The sequence below is a fragment of the Nocardiopsis sp. NPDC055824 genome, assembly GCF_053616335.1.
Window position 1 is genome coordinate 14,043 of sequence record NZ_JBSHDN010000011.1, and the last position, 16,328, is coordinate 30,370.

Annotated in this window: 14 protein-coding genes; 10 read left to right on the forward strand and 4 right to left on the reverse strand. The window is 73.0% G+C overall.

Translation table 11 applies throughout. The annotated features are described in order from the left end of the window. Position 1 precedes the first annotated feature (1 nt). The 8 genes from ACWGL3_RS04920 to ACWGL3_RS04955 all read left to right on the forward strand — a co-directional run bounded on the left by ACWGL3_RS04920 (position 2) and on the right by ACWGL3_RS04955 (position 9,091). Positions 2–346, forward strand: coding sequence for a biotin/lipoyl-containing protein (locus tag ACWGL3_RS04920; RefSeq protein ID WP_267948800.1), 345 nt, complete (start codon positions 2–4; stop codon positions 344–346). Between the two features lie 148 nt (positions 347–494). Further along, entirely contained in the window at positions 495–1,226 is a 732-nt protein-coding gene (locus ACWGL3_RS04925; RefSeq protein ID WP_267948801.1) for an alpha/beta fold hydrolase, read from the forward strand. Between the two features lie 318 nt (positions 1,227–1,544). Continuing rightward, positions 1,545–2,600, forward strand: a complete 1,056-nt coding sequence (locus ACWGL3_RS04930; protein ID WP_267948802.1) for a BMP family lipoprotein — start codon at positions 1,545–1,547, stop codon at positions 2,598–2,600. 244 nt (positions 2,601–2,844) lie between these two features. Beyond that, positions 2,845–4,452 carry an ABC transporter ATP-binding protein gene (locus ACWGL3_RS04935; protein ID WP_267948803.1) on the forward strand — a complete coding sequence of 536 codons (1,608 nt, stop codon included), beginning with the start codon at positions 2,845–2,847 and terminating at the stop codon, positions 4,450–4,452. After that, a complete protein-coding gene (locus ACWGL3_RS04940) occupies positions 4,449–6,032 on the forward strand; it encodes an ABC transporter permease (protein WP_452460909.1) in 1,584 nt (527 codons plus the stop codon). Before ACWGL3_RS04935 ends, ACWGL3_RS04940 begins: the two co-directional genes overlap by 4 nt. Next, complete coding sequence (locus tag ACWGL3_RS04945) at positions 6,029–7,288, forward strand: ABC transporter permease (protein ID WP_267948805.1); 1,260 nt, start codon at positions 6,029–6,031, stop codon at positions 7,286–7,288. The genes ACWGL3_RS04940 and ACWGL3_RS04945 overlap by 4 nt, the downstream gene beginning before the upstream one ends. Further along, the gene (locus ACWGL3_RS04950) at positions 7,267–7,707 is read left to right on the forward strand and encodes a cytidine deaminase (RefSeq protein ID WP_431061488.1); all 441 of its coding nucleotides are present in this window, start codon (positions 7,267–7,269) and stop codon (positions 7,705–7,707) included. Before ACWGL3_RS04945 ends, ACWGL3_RS04950 begins: the two co-directional genes overlap by 22 nt. Before the next feature lie 94 nt (positions 7,708–7,801). Next, entirely contained in the window at positions 7,802–9,091 is a 1,290-nt protein-coding gene (locus ACWGL3_RS04955; RefSeq protein WP_267948807.1) for a thymidine phosphorylase, read from the forward strand. A 137-nt stretch (positions 9,092–9,228) separates the two neighbouring features. On the opposite strand, the gene ACWGL3_RS04960 is transcribed toward ACWGL3_RS04955, so the two are convergent. The 4 genes from ACWGL3_RS04960 to ACWGL3_RS04975 form a co-directional block, all read right to left on the reverse strand. Continuing rightward, on the reverse strand, positions 9,229–10,653 hold the full coding sequence (locus ACWGL3_RS04960) for an MFS transporter (RefSeq protein ID WP_267948808.1): 1,425 nt from the start codon (positions 10,651–10,653) through the stop codon (positions 9,229–9,231). An 86-nt stretch (positions 10,654–10,739) separates the two neighbouring features. Continuing rightward, positions 10,740–11,189 (reverse strand): Rrf2 family transcriptional regulator, encoded by a 450-nt coding sequence (locus ACWGL3_RS04965; RefSeq protein WP_267948809.1) that lies wholly within the window; start codon positions 11,187–11,189, stop codon positions 10,740–10,742. Between the two features lie 184 nt (positions 11,190–11,373). Then, the gene (locus tag ACWGL3_RS04970) at positions 11,374–11,955 is read right to left on the reverse strand and encodes a hypothetical protein (protein WP_452460910.1); all 582 of its coding nucleotides are present in this window, start codon (positions 11,953–11,955) and stop codon (positions 11,374–11,376) included. A 335-nt stretch (positions 11,956–12,290) separates the two neighbouring features. Further along, on the reverse strand, positions 12,291–12,767 hold the full coding sequence (locus ACWGL3_RS04975) for a hypothetical protein (RefSeq protein WP_267948811.1): 477 nt from the start codon (positions 12,765–12,767) through the stop codon (positions 12,291–12,293). A 151-nt stretch (positions 12,768–12,918) separates the two neighbouring features. Here ACWGL3_RS04975 and ACWGL3_RS04980 point away from each other — a divergent pair, with 151 nt between their 5' ends. Then, on the forward strand, positions 12,919–14,655 hold the full coding sequence (locus ACWGL3_RS04980) for an acyclic terpene utilization AtuA family protein (protein WP_267948812.1): 1,737 nt from the start codon (positions 12,919–12,921) through the stop codon (positions 14,653–14,655). Between the two features lie 67 nt (positions 14,656–14,722). After that, the gene (locus ACWGL3_RS04985; protein WP_267948813.1) at positions 14,723–16,321 is read left to right on the forward strand and encodes an acyl-CoA carboxylase subunit beta; all 1,599 of its coding nucleotides are present in this window, start codon (positions 14,723–14,725) and stop codon (positions 16,319–16,321) included. Positions 16,322–16,328: the final 7 nt, after the last annotated feature.

A 16,328-nucleotide genomic window follows, 5' to 3' on the forward strand; every position in this document is an offset into this window, starting at 1 on the left:
CATGGCAGAAGAGAGCATCACCTTCACCCTCCCCGACCTGGGAGAGGGGCTCGTCGAGGCGACGGTCCTGGAGTGGCAGGTCGCCGTCGGCGACGTCGTGGCGCGCAACGCCCCCCTCGTGGAGGTGGAGACGACCAAGTCGGCCGTCGTCATCCCCTCGCCCCAGGCGGGCCGGATCGCCGAACTGCACGCGGCGGAGGACCAGGTGGTCCCGGTGGGCGACCCCCTGGTGACCTTCGCGGTGGAGGCGGCCGACGAGGCGCCCCGGGCGGGCATCGTCGGCCGGGTCCCCCCGGAGGAGGCCCGGCCCGCCCGCCGGGTGCGCCTGAAGCCCCCGACGGCCTGACCCGCCGCCGCCGTGCCGGCCGGACCGCCGGTGCCGTTGGGAGGTCCGCACGAACGGCGGCGCCCCCCAGGGGGAGCCGTTCATAGGAATATCCGACAGGGCCTCGGGCGGCCCGGCAAGTTCTTCAGAATTTAATGGAGTGGGATTCATGTCCGCAAAACTCACCGGCGACGTGACAATGCGCTATGTGGATTTGCCTCCGCGTGCCCCGGCGGATGCGGTGCCGGTTCTTCTGCTGCACGGTTTCGGCACCGATTTCGACATGAATTGGCGTGCCACCGGGTGGACCCGGGCGCTGGAGTCCGCAGGGCTACGGGTGATCGGTCCGGATCTGCGCGGCCACGGTTCCAGCGACAAACCCGTGGAGGAGGCTTTCTACCTGCCCGAACACTTTGTCGCGGATCTCGTTTCCCTGCTCGACGAGTTGGGCGTGGAGAGGGTCGACGTGGTGGGCTACTCGATGGGTTCCCGCCTGGGGTGGGAACTGGCGCTGACCATGCGGGAACGGGTGAGGCGTGTGGCCCTGGGCGGTTTCGGACCCGTTAACGCCTTCGCCGGGACCGACCTGTCCGAACCCGGTTCCGGCGACTCCCCGTTCGACCGCGTCTACCGCGCGGTCGCGGCCCTCCCCGGCAACGACACCGCGGCGCTCGCGGCGTGCGCGCGCGGTCAGGCCTCCCGCCCCTTCAGCTCCGACCCGCTGCTGAACGGCGTTCCGCTCCTGCTCGTCTCGGGGGAGCGGGACGCCGTCGCCGAGGGCGCCGCCGGGCTCGCCGGGCGCTGCGGCGGCGTGCACGTGGAGGTTCCCGGGCGCGACCACGGCAACGCCGTGTCCTCCCGCGCCTTCCGGCAGGCGGTGGTGGACTTCCTCCTCGCCTGAGGCGGCGCATACCGGTCTAGACCGGCCCGCCCCCACGTGCTGGTGTGACAACGGGTGAACACCGTGGAGCAATGCGTAGTAATGCCCGCGGGGTCCGGGGAACGGGAGGTCAAAACCCGGAACACAAACCCGGCCGACCGCTTCCGGCGAGTGTTCGGTAACTTCCGGGTAAGACCCCGTTTCACTACGCTCTCGCCTTCATAACAACTCCGCCTGTTGGTTAGGTGTACTTTCGGCCACCGGATATTGTCCGACCGCAGAACTCAGTTCGGTCGTACGGAATGTGGGCCGCTGAGAGGGCGAAGGGGAGAGTTACCAGTGAAGCGCAGCAACGCAGTCAAGTTCGCCGCGGTGGCGGCGGCGGGTGTGCTGGCCCTCACCGCGTGCGACAGTGCAGCGGAGGAGGCCGACGGTTCCGGCGACGGCGGCGAGGGGGACTCGGCCGACGTGCGCGTCGGCCTGGCCTACGACGTCGGCGGCCGCGGCGACCGCTCGTTCAACGACTCCGCCTACCGCGGCCTCGAGCAGGCCGCCGAGGAGCTCGGCGTCGAGACCCAGGACTTCGAGCCCTCCGACGGAGAGGCCGACTCCGCCAAGGAGGAGCGCCTGGCGACCATGGCCGACGAGGGCTACGACCTGGTCATCGCCGTCGGGTTCGCCTACGACGGGGCCGTCCGAGCCGTCGCGCCCGAGTACCCGGACGTGCACTTCGCCATCGTGGACTCCGAGATCGAGGACGTCGACAACGTCACCAGCCTGGTCTTCGCCGAGGAGCAGGCCTCCTTCCTGGCCGGCGCCGCCGCCGCTCTGACCTCCGAGGAGGACCACGTCGGCTTCGTGGGCGGCGTCGAGACCCCGCTGATCCACAAGTTCGAGGCCGGCTACGTCGCGGGCGCCGAGCACGTCACCGAGGACATCACCGTCGAGGTCGACTACCTCAGCCAGCCGCCGGACTTCAGCGGCTTCAGCGACCCGGCCAAGGGGCGCGAGCTGGCCCAGGCCCAGTACGACCGCGGCGCGGACGTGATCTACCACGCCGCCGGCGCCTCCGGCAACGGCGTCCTGGAGTCCGCGGTGGAGAACGACTTCACCTTCATCGGCGTGGACAGCGACCAGTACGAGAACGCCGAGGACAACCAGAAGCCGTACGTGCTCACCTCCGCGATCAAGCAGGTGGACGTCGCCGTGTTCGAGCTCATCAACAGCACGGTGGAGGGCACCCCCGAGGGCGGCATCCAGCGCTTCGAGCTGGCCGACGGCGGTGTGGACTACACGACCTCCAACGAGGAGGCGATCAGCCCCATCCAGGAGGAGCTGGACGCGATCAAGCAGCAGATCATCGACGGCGAGATCGAGGTCCCGACCGCGCCGTAGGCCGCGCCCTCCGGGCGTGTCCCGCGGATACCGCCGCTCGCGTAGCAGGATGGGTGTCCGGGGGCCGCGCCCCGCGCGGAGCCGCCGCGGGCGGGGCCCGCGGCGGCCGCATCCAAGGGCGGTACCGGACAGGGGGAGTCCCCCGGTCCCGGTGCCGCCCCGGTTGCCGTTCCGCGACGGTGGCGCCCGCCGGGAGCCCCCGGCCCGGCGGTCCGCGCCACGCCGCACGTTCACGAGGAGACAGATGAGCAGCACGCCACCGGGCAACGGGGCCCTGGCGCCCCCCGCCGTTGAGCTGCGCGGGATCACCAAGCGTTTTCCCGGGGTCGTGGCCAACCACGACATCGACATCACCGTGGCCCCGGGCACCGTGCACGCCATCGTCGGCGAGAACGGTGCCGGGAAGTCCACGCTGATGAAGACCCTGTACGGCATGCACCGGCCGGACGAGGGACAGATCTACGTCAGGGGCGCGGAGGTGCGGCTCAACTCGCCCTCCGACGCCATCAAACACGGCATCGGCATGGTGCACCAGCACTTCATGCTCGCCGACAACCTGACCGTGCTGGAGAACGTGGTGCTCGGAGCCGAACGCCGCTTCGGCATCGGCAACCGCGCCCGCGCGCACATCCGGGAGCTCTCCTCCCAGTACGGGCTCGGGGTCGACCCCGACCGGCTCATGGAGGACCTGGGCGTCGGGGAGCGCCAGCGGGTGGAGATCCTCAAGGTGCTCTACCGGGGCGCCCGGACCATCATCCTCGACGAGCCCACCGCGGTCCTGGTCCCGCAGGAGGTCGACGAACTGTTCGACAACCTGCGCGAGCTCAAGCGCGAGGGCCTCACCGTCATCTTCATCTCGCACAAGCTGGACGAGGTGCTCTCCGTCGCCGACGAGATCACCGTGATCCGGCGGGGAACCACCGTGGCCACGGCCGACCCGGGCACCACCACCGCCCGGGAACTGGCCACGCTGATGGTGGGCGGCGAGCTCCCCGTCCCCGAGCTGCGCGAGTCGACCGTCACCGACAACGTCGTCCTGTCCCTGGACGGGGTCACCGTCAGCTCCGCCGACGGCCGCGCCGTCGTCGACGGCGTCACCGTGGACATCCGCGAGGGCGAGATCGTCGGCATCGCCGGCGTCGAGGGCAACGGCCAGTCGGAGCTGATCGAGGCCATCATGGGCATGCGCCCGCTGACCTCGGGGACGATCTCCCTGGGCACGGACGACATCACGTCCTGGTCCACGCTGCGCATCCGCGAGGCGGGGGTCGGCTACATCCCCGAGGACCGGCACCGGCACGGCGTGCTGCTGGAGTCCCCCCTGTGGGAGAACCGGATCCTCGGCCACCAGACCAAGGCGCCCAGCGTGCGCGGCCCCTGGATCGACAGGGCCGGGGCGCGCGCCGACTCCGAGCGCATCGTCGCCGAGTACGACGTGCGCACCCCCAACATCGACGTGATCGCCGACGCCCTGTCCGGCGGCAACCAGCAGAAGTTCATCATCGGCCGGGAGATGAGCGGCTCCCCGCGCTTCCTGGTGGCCGCCCACCCCACCCGCGGTGTGGACGTCGGCGCCCAGGCCGCCATCTGGGAGCAGCTGCGCGACGCCCGCGCGGCCGGCCTGGCGGTGCTGCTGGTCTCCGCCGACCTGGACGAGCTGATCGGCATGTCCGACACCCTGCACGTGATCCTGCGCGGCCGCCTGGTCGCGCAGGCCGACCCGACCACCGTCACACCCGAACAGCTGGGCTCCGCCATGACCGGGGCCGGGCTGGGCGGGGGCGACGCGAGCACAGAAGGTGACAGCGGTGCTGACGGTGCCGACCGAAACGGGAACGAGGGCGGATCATGAGTAGGATTCCCCGCCCCGACAGGACCCTGCCCGCCCCGGCCGCGGCGGCCGTCGCCGTCGTCCTCGGCGTCGGGGTCACCGCCGCCCTCGATCTCGCGCTGCTGTGGTGGGCCGCGCTGGTCATCGGCGTCGCGGCGGCCTTCGCCTTCGTGGCCTGGTCCGGACCGCTGGTCCCGGACGAGCGCAGGGCCGGGGCCGACGGCACGAAGGAGCAGGGCACCACGCTCCACACGACCCTGGTCGTGCCGACCGCGCTGGTGCTGGCGGTGGTCTCCGGGCTGCTGTCCGCCTGGTTCCTGGACCTGTCCCTGATCGAGCCGGTCGCCGCCGCCCTGGGCGCGCTCGTCGGCTCGGCCGTGGCGTTCACGCTGTTCCACCGGCTGTCCGCCATGCTCGCGCTGTCCTTCGCCGCGGTCCTCGCCGCCGGGGTCATCGCGATCGGAGTCACGGCCGCCGTCCTCTTCTTCAGCGGCATCCCGCCGCTGCCCACCTTCGCGCGGATGATCGAGTACGGCACCAGGCCCAACAGCCTGGTCAAGATCATCAACGACGGCACCACCTACTACCTGGCCGCCGTGGCCGTGGCGATCGGCTTCAAGATGAAGCTGTTCAACATCGGCGTCGACGGGCAGTACCGGCTCGCGGCCCTGCTCGCGGCCGCCGTCGGCGGCTACGTGGTCCTGCCCCCGGTGCTCAGCCAGATCGTCGTCATCGCCACGGCCGTCGCCGTCGGCGGCGCGTGGGCGGGCATCGCGGGGTACCTCAAGGTGGCCCGGGGCGTCTCCGAGGTGATCTCCACGATCATGCTCAACGCCATCGCCACCGGCATCACCGCCTACCTGCTCAGCACCGACCGCCTCGCGGTGGAGATCAGCACCAACAACATCGGCACCCCGCCGATGCCCGAGTCGTCGTGGGTGCCCGGCATCCCGGCGGGCTTCCTCGGCTCCGAGCAGGAGATCTTCGGCTTCGTCCTCCTCGCGGTCGCCGTGGGCATCGGCTACTGGGTGATGCTCAACCGCACCCGCTTCGGGTTCGAGCTGCGGGCCACCGGCCAGTCGCAGTCGGCCGCCGAGGCCAGCGGCGTCAACGTCAAGAAGATGGTGTTCCTGTCCATGCTCTTCTCGGGCATGGTCGCCGGGCTGGTCGGCCTGCCCCAGCTGCTGGGCAGCTCGCACTACTACGCCCTGGACTTCCCGACCGGCATCGGCTTCATCGGCATCGCCATCGCACTGCTGGGCCGCAACCACCCGGTCGGCATCGTCTTCGCCGCCCTCTTCTGGTCGTTCCTGAACCAGGCGGCGGGCATCCTGCCCTTCGACGGGATCCCCCAGGAGATCGCGGTCATCTCCCAGGCCACCATCGTGCTCACCGTCGTCGTGGTCTACGAGGTCGTGCACCGCTGGGGCCGCCGCTACCAGCAGCAGCAGATCGGCAACCAGCTCGGCGCCACCGCCGAGTCCACCACTGAACCCGCGCAGGCCGTGCCCTCCGGCACGGCGTCCGAGGACGGGTCCGCCGACGGCGGGGGCGACACGGCCCCCGGCTCCGACGGCAAGCGCGACGGGGAGGCCCAGTGAGCCAGGAACTCAACGTGATGGAACCGGTCAAGGCGCCGCCCAGGCCGGGAGGCTGGTCGCGCTGGCGCTTCCTCACCCTGTTCGGCGCGGTGCTGGTGTCCCTGGCGGGGCTGCGCGTCATCACCGGCCAGGACATGCTCACCGACGCGGGCACCATCCGCACCACCATCACCTTCGCGGTGCCCATCGGCCTGGCGGCCCTGGGCGGCCTGTGGGCCGAGCGGGCGGGCGTCATCAACATCGGCCTCGAAGGCATGATGATCCTGGGCACCTGGTTCGGGGCCTACTTCGCCTGGTCGACCGACAACCCGTGGATGGGCCTGCTGGCCGGTGTCCTGGCCGGCATGGCCGGGGGCCTGCTGCACGCCGTGGCGACGGTCACCTTCGCGGTCGACCACATCGTGTCCGGCGTGGCCATCAACATCCTCATGCTCGGCGCGATGCGCTACCTGTCGATCCTGGTCTACTCCGACGTGCCCGGCGCGGGGGCCGCCCAGTCGCCGACCACGCCGCCGTTCCCGGTGTGGAACCTCCCGTTCGTCGCCGACGCGCTCGCGCCCGTGGCGGGCAGCGGGATCTTCGTGGTCAGCGACCTGGCGTCGCTGGTGATCGGCCTGACCACCCGCATGTCGGCCCTGACGTTCATCGCGATCATGATGATCCCGGTGACCTACCTCGTGCTGTGGCGAACCACCTTCGGCCTGCGGCTGCGCTCGGTGGGCGAGAACCCCGACGCCGCCGAGTCCCTCGGCGTGCCGGTGTACAGCCTCAAGTACGTCGCCGTGGTCATCTCCGGCGGGCTCGCCGGCATGGGCGGGGTGTTCCTGGCCATCGTGGCGTCGCAGATCTACCAGGAGGGGCAGACCGGCGGCCGCGGCTACATCGGCCTGGCCGCCATGATCTTCGGCAACTGGCGCCCGGGAGGCCTCGCCATGGGCGCCGGCCTGTTCGGCTACACCGACGCCCTCCAGATCCGCGGCGGCGGTGCGGCGATCCACGCCCTGCTGCTGCTCCTGGCGGTGGCGCTGCTCGCGGTGGCGGTCTGGCAGGTGCGCAAGGACCGCAAGGGCCTGGCGGTCGCCGCCGTGCTCACCGGCGTCCTGCTGCTGGTCTGGTACCTCTCGACCGACTCCCTGCCGCGGGAGCTGGCCACCTACAGCCCGCACATCGCGACGCTCCTGGTGCTCTCGCTGGCCTCCCAGAGGCTCCGGCCCCCCGCCGGGGTCGGCAAGCAGTGGAGGGCGAGCCGGTCATGAGCCACACACCGACGGCCGGCCCGCCCGGCGCGGACACGGTGGACTGGGAGGCGCTGCGGGCCGCCGCACGCGAGGCCATGTCGCACGCCTACGCGCCCTACTCGAACTACCCGGTGGGAGCGGCGGCCCTGGTCGACGACGGCCGGGTGGTCAGCGGCTGCAACGTGGAGAACGCGTCGTACGGCGTCGGCCTGTGCGCCGAGTGCGGGCTCGTCAGCGCCCTGCACGCCTCCGGGGGAGGGCGCCTGACGGCGTTCGCCTGCGTGGACGGGCGGGGCGGCGTCCTCATGCCGTGCGGCCGCTGCCGGCAGCTCCTGTTCGAGCACGGCGGGCCGCACCTGCTCGTGGACACCCCGGAGGGGATCCTGTCCATGGACCGGATCCTGCCGCAGGCCTTCGGTCCGGACAACCTCACATAGCCGGTGCCCGCCGTCTCCCCGGTCCCCGCCCGCCCGGCGGCGGCCGGGGAGACCTGTGTGCCGCCGAAGTTCCCGCCAGGTGAAAGGAACAGACATGGACGTCATCGAGATCATCCGGGCCAAGCGCGACGGGGGAGAGCTCACCCCCGGGCAGATCGACTGGGTGATCGACGCCTACACGCGGGGGGCGGTGGCCGAGGAGCAGATGTCGGCGCTGGCCATGGCGGTCTTCCTGCGCGGGATGAACCGTGCCGAGGTGGGCCGGTGGACCGAGGCGATGCTCGCGTCCGGGGACCGGCTGGACTTCTCCGGCCTGGACCGGCCCACCACCGACAAGCACTCCACCGGCGGGGTCGGCGACAAGATCACCCTGCCGCTCACCCCGACCGTCGCCGCGTGCGGGGCCGCCGTGCCGCAGCTGTCCGGGCGCGGGCTCGGCCACACCGGCGGCACGCTGGACAAGCTGGAGTCGATCCCCGGGTGGCGCGCGTCGCTGACCGCGGAGGAGATGCGCGGCGTGCTGGAGGCCACGGGCGGCGTGATCTGCGCCGCGGGGACCGGCCTGGCCCCCGCCGACCGCAAGCTGTACGCGCTGCGCGACGTCACCGGGACGGTCGAGTCGATCCCGCTCATCGCCGCCTCCATCATGAGCAAGAAGCTCGCCGAGGGCACCGGGGCGCTCGTCCTCGACGTCAAGGTGGGATCGGGCGCGTTCATGAAGGACGCCGGGTCCGCCCGCGAGCTGGCCCGCACCATGGTGGACATCGGCAACGACCACGGGGTCCGCACCGTGGCGCTGCTCACCGACATGGAGGCGCCGCTGGGGCGCCAGGTCGGCAACGCCCTGGAGGTCGCCGAGGCGGTGGAGGTGCTCTCCGGCGGCGGCCCCGCCGACGTCGTGGAGCTGACCGTGGCCCTGGCCCGGGAGATGCTGGCCGCGGCAGGCCTCACCCCCGGCGGGAACGGTGTCAAGGACCCGGCCGAGGCCCTGCGGGACGGGAGCGCGCTGGCGTCGTGGAAGCGGCTGATCCGGGCGCAGGGGGGCGACCCGGACGCACCCCTGCCGGTGGCCGCCGAGCGGCGCACGGTGCTCGCCCCGGCGTCGGGCACCGTCACCCGGCTGGACGCCTACCAGGTGGGGCTGGCGGCGTGGCGGCTGGGCGCGGGACGGGCGCGCAAGGAGGACGCGGTCTCCTTCGGGGCCGGGGTGACACTGCACGCCAAGCCGGGGGAGCGGGTGCAGGCGGGGGAGCCCCTGTTCACCCTGCACGCGGACGAGGAGGCGCGGTTCGAGCGGGCGGCGCAGGCCCTGGAGGGCGCGTTCGGGATCGACCAGGACGGGCGCCACGAGGCCGCCCCGCTGGTCATCGACCGCATCGCCTGAGCCCGGACCCCTCGCGGCCCGGGACCGGCCGCGGGGCAGCCACCGGTCGGGTGGCCGCCCCGCGACCGGTCGGTCGGGGAACCGTGCGGCTCCCGGCGAGCGGCCCCGCCGTCCCCGCGGTTTCCGGGGGCCGCCGGTCAGGTCCGTACGGGGTCCGCCGCCGGCCCGGTGGGGCGCCGGGCCAGGCCGAGCGCGGACGCCGCTCCGAGGACGGCCACCAGGGTCACCGCCAGGAAGGCGTCCGAGTACGCGGGGGCCGCGAGGGTGTGGAGCGGGTTGACGGCGTCGTGCCCGCCCGCCTGGCGGGCCGCGACCAGGGCGCCGATCAGCGCCGGTCCCGTACCGGCCCCCAGGAACTGGGCGCCCTGGAGGACACCCATGCCGACACCCACCCGGTCGGGGGGAAGGGCGCCGGCCGCGCTGTCCGTGACGAGGGTGGCCACGAAGGCGAAGCCCGCGCCCACGCCCACCACGCCGAGCGCGGCGGCGGCGGGCGACGCCCCGTGGACGGAGAGGTGGAACGTCGAGGCGCCCATCAGAGCCAGGCCCCCGACCACCCACCACCGCGCCGCCGCGGACCCGGCGACCCGGCCCGCCAGCGGGGACAGGACCGCCAGCGCGACCCCGCCCGGGATCATCACGAGGCTTCCCGCTCCGGGACCGAGACCGTTCACGCCGACGACGAGCAGGGGGACGAACACGAGGGCGGTCATGTTCACGAACATGGCCAGGAACACGGTGGCCACGGCCGACACGTAGACCCGGTCGGCGAACAGCGCCGGCGGGACGAACGGCTGCTCGGAGCGGACGGTGCGCCATGCGAACAGCGCGGCCGCGGTGGCGGAGGCCAGGACGCTCCCGTACGACGACGGCGAGTCGAAGCCGCTCTCCTGCCCCCGGGTCACCCCGAACAGGACGAGACCGGCCGCCAGACCGAGGAGGACGCCGCCGAGCAGGTCGAAGGGCCGCGCGTCCCCGGGGGCGTCGTCGGGCAGCACCCGTGAGGCGGCGGCCAGCAGCAGCGCGCCCGCCATGGTGATCCAGAAGAGCGCGGGCCACCCGAGGAGTTCACCGATTCCGCCCCCGATGGACGGGCCGAGGGCGGCGCCCGCGCCTCCCGCGGCGGAGACGAACCCGATCCCCGTGCCTCTCCTGCCGGGCGGGAGGACCCGGGTGACGGCGATGACGGACAGGACCGGGACCGCGGCGGCGCCCGCCCCCATCACCAGCCGTCCGAGGACGAGGAGCGGCAGCGTCGGTGCGAGGGCGCAGACCAGGCTGCCCGCCGCGTAGACCAGCAGGGCCCCGCGGAACAAGCTTCGGAGGCCGACGCGGTCGGAGACGCGGCCGTAGACGGGGATGCCGACCGAGAAGACCAGGAGGAAGCCGGTGACGACCCAGGCGAGCTGTGCTTCCGAGGCTGCGAACTGCTCTCCCATGAGGGGTAGGACGAGCCCGACCATGTCGCTGGCGACGACCATGAGGAGCATGGCCGCGACGAGCACCGCCAAGAGCGCGGACGTCGAGGGGGCGGGGGGCGCGGAGGCCGGCGTCGGTCTCATGTGTTCACCTTGACTCTCACTTACTGCAACTAATTTGGTGGCAGTTTTGGGCGAAAAAAAGGCGGAAGGTCTCCCTTCCGCCCGATTTAGGAGCGCGGTGCGCCGAGGGTGCGCTCGCGCTCGAGGACCTGGGCGAGCATGTCGGCGACGGTCGTGCGGCCGAGTCGGTCCCGCAGGGCCTGCTCCGCCTGTGCGAATTCCACTTCGAGCAGGGACTGGATGTGCCTGCCGATGACGCACCCCGCGCTCGGGGGGTGGGAGTGCAGGGGGAGGAGGGGACCGTCCGCGACCGCCGCGTGGGCGTCGTAGAGGCTGATGTCCTCCGCCGGGCGCGCGAGGCGCCAGCCGCCTCCCCGCCCCTCGGTGGACCACGCCAGCGAGGCGTCGCGCAGGCGCCCGAGGATGCGCCTGACGACCACGGGGTTGCTCTCCAGGCTCTCGGCGATGTCGGCGGAGGACCGCGGCAGTTCGTCCCCCCGGCGGGCCAGGTAGGTCAGCGCGTGGATCGCGACCGCGCTCCGGCTGTTGACGCTCACGTCCGCCCCTTCCCCGTCGAGCCGTTAACGGACACCAAGATAGTTGCAGTTTCTGGGTGCGTCAATCACGGAGGGGTCGGAGCCGTACGGGAAACGACACAGGAGCGGGCCCCGGGGACGCGCGGCCGTTCGGCGACCGCTCGTCCGGGACCCGCTCCGGGGTGTTCCGCGCACGGGCCCGCGGTCACTCCATCACGGGCGGCATCATCGGGGCCGCCTCGGGGATGAGCAGGTAGGACACGGCGGCGACGGCCACGAACAGGAGTCCGGCGATCAACGCGGCTGCGGACACCCAGCGCCCCCACGGCCGGGTCCTCGAGTCGGCGAGCACCAGCGCGAGCGCGGACACCACCACGGTGAGCAGCGCCACGGCGCCGCCGAGCATGATCTGCGTGCGGATCTGCGTGATCTGGTCCGCGCCGATGGGCTGGCCGCCGACGAGGAGCATGCTGGTGAGGATCTCCAGCAGCTGGCCGGAGAACAGGGTCACGGCGAGGAGCACGAGTCCGACGATGCCGAGGGTCTCCGTCGAGAACACGCCGGAGGCCGCCGGTGCGTGCGGCGCCGCGGTCACCGCGGCGGCCTCGGCCTCGGCCTCCCTCGTGTCGGCGGCCTCGCCGGTCGGTGGGCCGGAGTCGGACGGGTGGGCCGCCCCGGAGTCGGGCACTTCCGGCGCGACCCCGGGCTCGAACGTCGGCTTCGGGGCCTCGTTCGGGGTGAGGGGGTTGCGGTCGGGGCTGTCGTTGTCTCCTGGTGCGGTACTCACGCGGCCAACGTACCCGTTGGTCACCGTAAGCGGAGCCTAAGAATCGCCGCTGTCACCAGGGGGTTGTGAACCTCGGCCATAGAGGGTTTTCGCCGTCACCGTGTGGTGGTTGAAGGTGGGCGGTGCTGCCCTCCCCGGACACGGCGGGGTGCGAACGGATCCGGGTGTGCCCGGGCAGGAACGCGCGGGTCGGCCGTAGGACCCGCGCTGCCCGCTCAGACCCTGAGCGGGGTGCGTCGCCTCAGGGGCGGGACCAGTTGGGGTGCGGGAGGGCGCGATCGCGCGACCCCGACCACCGGGGCAATCAAAGGCCCCGACCCCGGAGGGCTCCGGGCTCAGGACCCGGAGGGCAGGCCGGCGAAGGTCAGCACGGAGACGATCAGCATCAGGCTGCCCACGACGACGGTGGCGGCCGCGCACCAGCGGCTCCACGCCCGGGTGGCGGCGCCGCCGCGGAACAGGGCCACGGCCGCGGCGAGCACGGACAGGGCGCTCAGGCCGCCCGCGACGGCGACCTCGGCCGAGAGCACGGCCGCCTGCTGGGCGCTGTGCGACGGGGCCGCGCCGCTGAGGAAGAACCAGCTGAAGAGCTCGAACAGCCGGGTGTGGACGGTGGTGAGGGCGAACAGCAGCAGGCCGATGACGCTGAAGGTCTCGGCGGCGAAGAGCCCGCCCGGGGTGGGGGGCGGGCCGACCGGGGTTCCTTCGAGGAAGGCGTTGCCCGCCCCGGTGTCGCCCGCGGCCCTCGTTTCCTCGGCCGCCGCGCCGGGGGTCTCGTCGGTGGGGTTCGTGTCTTCAGGGGAGGTACTCACCGCGCCAAACTACCCCGCGCGCGTGCCCGCTCCCCCGGTCTGCAACCCACCCTCCGTGGCCGGTTCCGGCCACGGCGTGACACACGGCCCGCCCGGGAAGAACAATCACCCACGCTTGTTTTTCGGTGTGTCCGGTGTCACCCTCGTGTCCATGACCGCTACGTCCCCCCTGTGGGTCGCGAACGCCTCCGGTTTCTACGGGGACCGCTTCGCCGCCGTCCACGAGATGCTCACGGGCGGCCCGGTGGACGTCCTCACCGGCGACTACCTGGCCGAACTCACCATGGCCATCCTCGGCCGCGACCAGCTCGCCGACCCGGGGCGCGGCTACGCCAGGACCTTCCTCGGCCAGATGCGGGACTGCCTGACCCTGATCACGGAACGCCGCGTCAGGGTGGTCACCAACGCCGGCGGCCTCAACCCCCGGGGCCTGGCCGACAGGCTCACCGAGCTCGCCGACGGGCTCGGCCTCGCCCCCCGCATCGCCTGCGTCACGGGCGACGACCTCCTCCACCGGGCGGAGGAGCTCGACCTCGGCAGCCCCCTGACCGCCAACGCCTACCTGGGCGCCTTCGGGATCGCCGCCTGCCTGGACGCCGGGGCCGACATCGTCGTCACCGGACGGGTCACCGACGCCTCCCTGACCGTCGGGCCCGCCGTCTCCCACTTCGGGTGGACCCCGGACGACCTCGACGCGCTCGCCGGGGCCACGGTCGCCGGGCACGTCATCGAGTGCGGGGCCCAGGCCACCGGCGGCAACTACGCCCACGCGGCCGCCCTCCTCCGCGAGGGGCACGACCTGGACCGCCCCGGCTTCCCGATCGCCGAGATCGGCGCCGACGGCAGCGCGGTCGTCACCAAGCACCCCGGCACCGGGGGAGCGGTCACCACCGGGACCGTCACCGCCCAGCTCGTCTACGAGATCGCGGGCGCCCGCTATCCCGGGCCCGACGTCACCACGCGCCTGGACACCGTCCGGCTCACCCGGGAGGGCCCCGACCGGGTCCGGATCAGCGGCACGCGCGGCGAGCGACCGCCCGCCGAGCTCAAGGTGGGGCTGACCGGCCTCACCGGGTTCCGCAACGACGTCGAGTTCCTGATCACCGGGCTGGACGCCGAGGACAAGGCGGCGCTCGCCGAACGGCAGATGCGCGCCGCGCTCGCCCACCGCCGCCCCGAGGACCTGCGCTTCGAGTTCGTTCCCGCCGAGGACCCGCACGGGCCCACCCAGGACGCCGCCACCGCGCGGCTGCGGGTGACCGCGCGCGACCACGACGCGTCCAGGGTCGGCAGGGCCTTCGGGGCGGCCGCCGTCGAGCTGGCCCTGGCCGGGTACGCCGGTTTCCACCTCACCTCGCCGCCGCGCGACGCGCGCCCGGACGGCGTCGCCGCCACGCACGTGCTCGTGCCCGCCGACGAGGTGGAGCACACCGCCATCCTCCCCGACGGGGCCCGGGTGTCCGTCGCCCCCGCCCCCCGGACCCGGCGGCCGGCCGAGGTCCCCGAACCCCCGCTCCCCCCGCCCCTCCCGGAGGGGACGCTGCGCGAGGCGCCGCTCGGCCTGGTCGTGGGGGCGCGCAGCGGGGACAAGGGCGCCGACGCCAACCTCGGCGTGTGGGCGGCCGACGACGACGCCTGGCGCTGGCTCGCCCACACCCTCACCGTCCCCCTGCTGCGCGAGCTGCTGCCCGAGACCGCCGGCCTCGTGGTCACCCGCCACCTGCTGCCCAACCTGCGCGCGGCCAACTTCTGGATCGAGGGCATGCTCGCCCCCGGCAGCGCCCGGCGCGAGGGCCCGGACCCGCAGGCCAAGGGGCTGGGGGAGTGGCTGCGGGCGCGCAGGACCCTGATCCCCGAGAAGCTCCTCCCGGAGGTGGCACGGCAGTGAACGCCCCGACCCCCGCCCTCCCCGGGCCCCGCCGAGCGCACCGGCCCCCGCCGGGGACGGAGCGGCCGTGAGCGTCCTGGGAACCCGGCTCGACCCCGCCTCGCCCGCGTTCGCCGAGGCCCGCGAGGCCATGCTCGCCAAGCTCGCCGAGATCGGCGCCGAACACGCCAGGGCCCTGGCCGGAGGCGGGGAGAAGTACGTCGAACGCCACCGCTCCCGGGGCAAGCTGCTGCCCCGGGAGCGGATCGAACTCCTCCTGGACGAGGGCAGCCCCTTCCTGGAGCTGTCCCCCCTGGCCGCCTGGGGGAGCGACTTCCACGTCGGCGCGAGTGTCGTCACCGGTGTCGGGGTGGTCTCCGGCGTCGAGTGCGTCGTCGTCGCCAACGACCCCACCGTCCGCGGCGGCTCCAGCAACCCGTGGACGCTGCGGAAGTCGGCGCGGGCCGCCGAGATCGCCGAGCAGAACCGCATGCCGATGATCAGCCTGGTCGAGTCCGGCGGCGCCGACCTGCCCACGCAGAAGGAGATCTTCGTCCCGGGCGGACGGACCTTCCGCGACCTGACGCGCCTCTCCGCGGCCGGGATCCCCACCGTCGCGCTGGTGTTCGGCAACTCCACCGCGGGCGGCGCCTACGTCCCCGGCATGAGCGACCACGTGGTCATGGTCCGCGACCGCGCCAAGGTGTTCCTCGGCGGGCCGCCGCTCGTCAAGGCGGCCACCGGCGAGGACAGCGACGACGAGTCCCTGGGCGGAGCCCGCATGCACGCCGAGGTCTCCGGACTCGCCGACCACCTCGCCGAGGACGAGCACGACGCCCTGCGCCTCGGACGGAGGATCGTCGCCCGGCTCAACCACCGCAAACAGGGGCCCGCCCCGCGAGGGGCCGCCGCGGAGCCCCTCCACCCCGCAGAGGACCTGCTCGGCGTCATGCCGCCCGACCTCAAGGTGCCGGTCGATCCGCGCGAGGTCCTCGCCCGGATCGTGGACGGCTCGGAGTTCGACGAGTTCAAGCCCGCCTACGGCAGCGGGCTCGTCACCGGCTGGGCCGAGCTGCACGGCTACCCCGTCGGCGTCCTCGCCAACGACAACGGCGTGCTCTTCAGCGCCGAGGCGCACAAGGCCACCCAGTTCATCCAGCTGGCCAACCGCGCCGACACCCCGCTCGTGTTCCTGCACAACACCACCGGCTACATGGTCGGCCGGGAGTACGAGCAGGGCGGCATCATCAAGCACGGCTCCATGATGATCAACGCCGTCTCCAACAGCACCGTGCCCCACTTCTCGGTGCTCATCGGCGCCTCCTACGGCGCGGGCCACTACGGGATGTGCGGCAGGGCCTACGACCCCCGGTTCCTGTTCGCCTGGCCCAGCGCGCGCTCCGCCGTCATGGGGCCCAGGCAGCTCGCCGAGGTCCTGTCCACCGTCGCCCGCCGGTCCGCGGCCGCGCGGGGGCGCCCCTACGACGAGGAGCGGGACGCCGCCGTCCGCGAGATGGTCGAGAACCAGATCGAGGCCGAGTCGCTCCCCCTGTTCCTCTCCGGCCGGGTCTACGACGACGGGGTCATCGACCCCCGGGACACGCGCACCGTCCTGGGCCTGTGCCTGTCCCACGCCCACAACGCGCCCGTGCGCGGCACCGACCGCTTCGGCGTCTTCCGGATGTGAGCCACAG

Coding starts and splice junctions, on each gene's coding strand:
- ACWGL3_RS04920 (WP_267948800.1), top strand. CDS start 2: ATGGCAGAAGAGAGCATCACCTTCACCCTCCCCGACCTGGGAGAGGGG.
- ACWGL3_RS04925 (WP_267948801.1), top strand. CDS start 495: ATGTCCGCAAAACTCACCGGCGACGTGACAATGCGCTATGTGGATTTG.
- ACWGL3_RS04935 (WP_267948803.1), top strand. CDS start 2,845: ATGAGCAGCACGCCACCGGGCAACGGGGCCCTGGCGCCCCCCGCCGTT.
- ACWGL3_RS04940 (WP_452460909.1), top strand. CDS start 4,449: ATGAGTAGGATTCCCCGCCCCGACAGGACCCTGCCCGCCCCGGCCGCG.
- ACWGL3_RS04955 (WP_267948807.1), top strand. CDS start 7,802: ATGGACGTCATCGAGATCATCCGGGCCAAGCGCGACGGGGGAGAGCTC.
- ACWGL3_RS04960 (WP_267948808.1), bottom strand. CDS start 10,653: ATGAGACCGACGCCGGCCTCCGCGCCCCCCGCCCCCTCGACGTCCGCG.
- ACWGL3_RS04980 (WP_267948812.1), top strand. CDS start 12,919: ATGACCGCTACGTCCCCCCTGTGGGTCGCGAACGCCTCCGGTTTCTAC.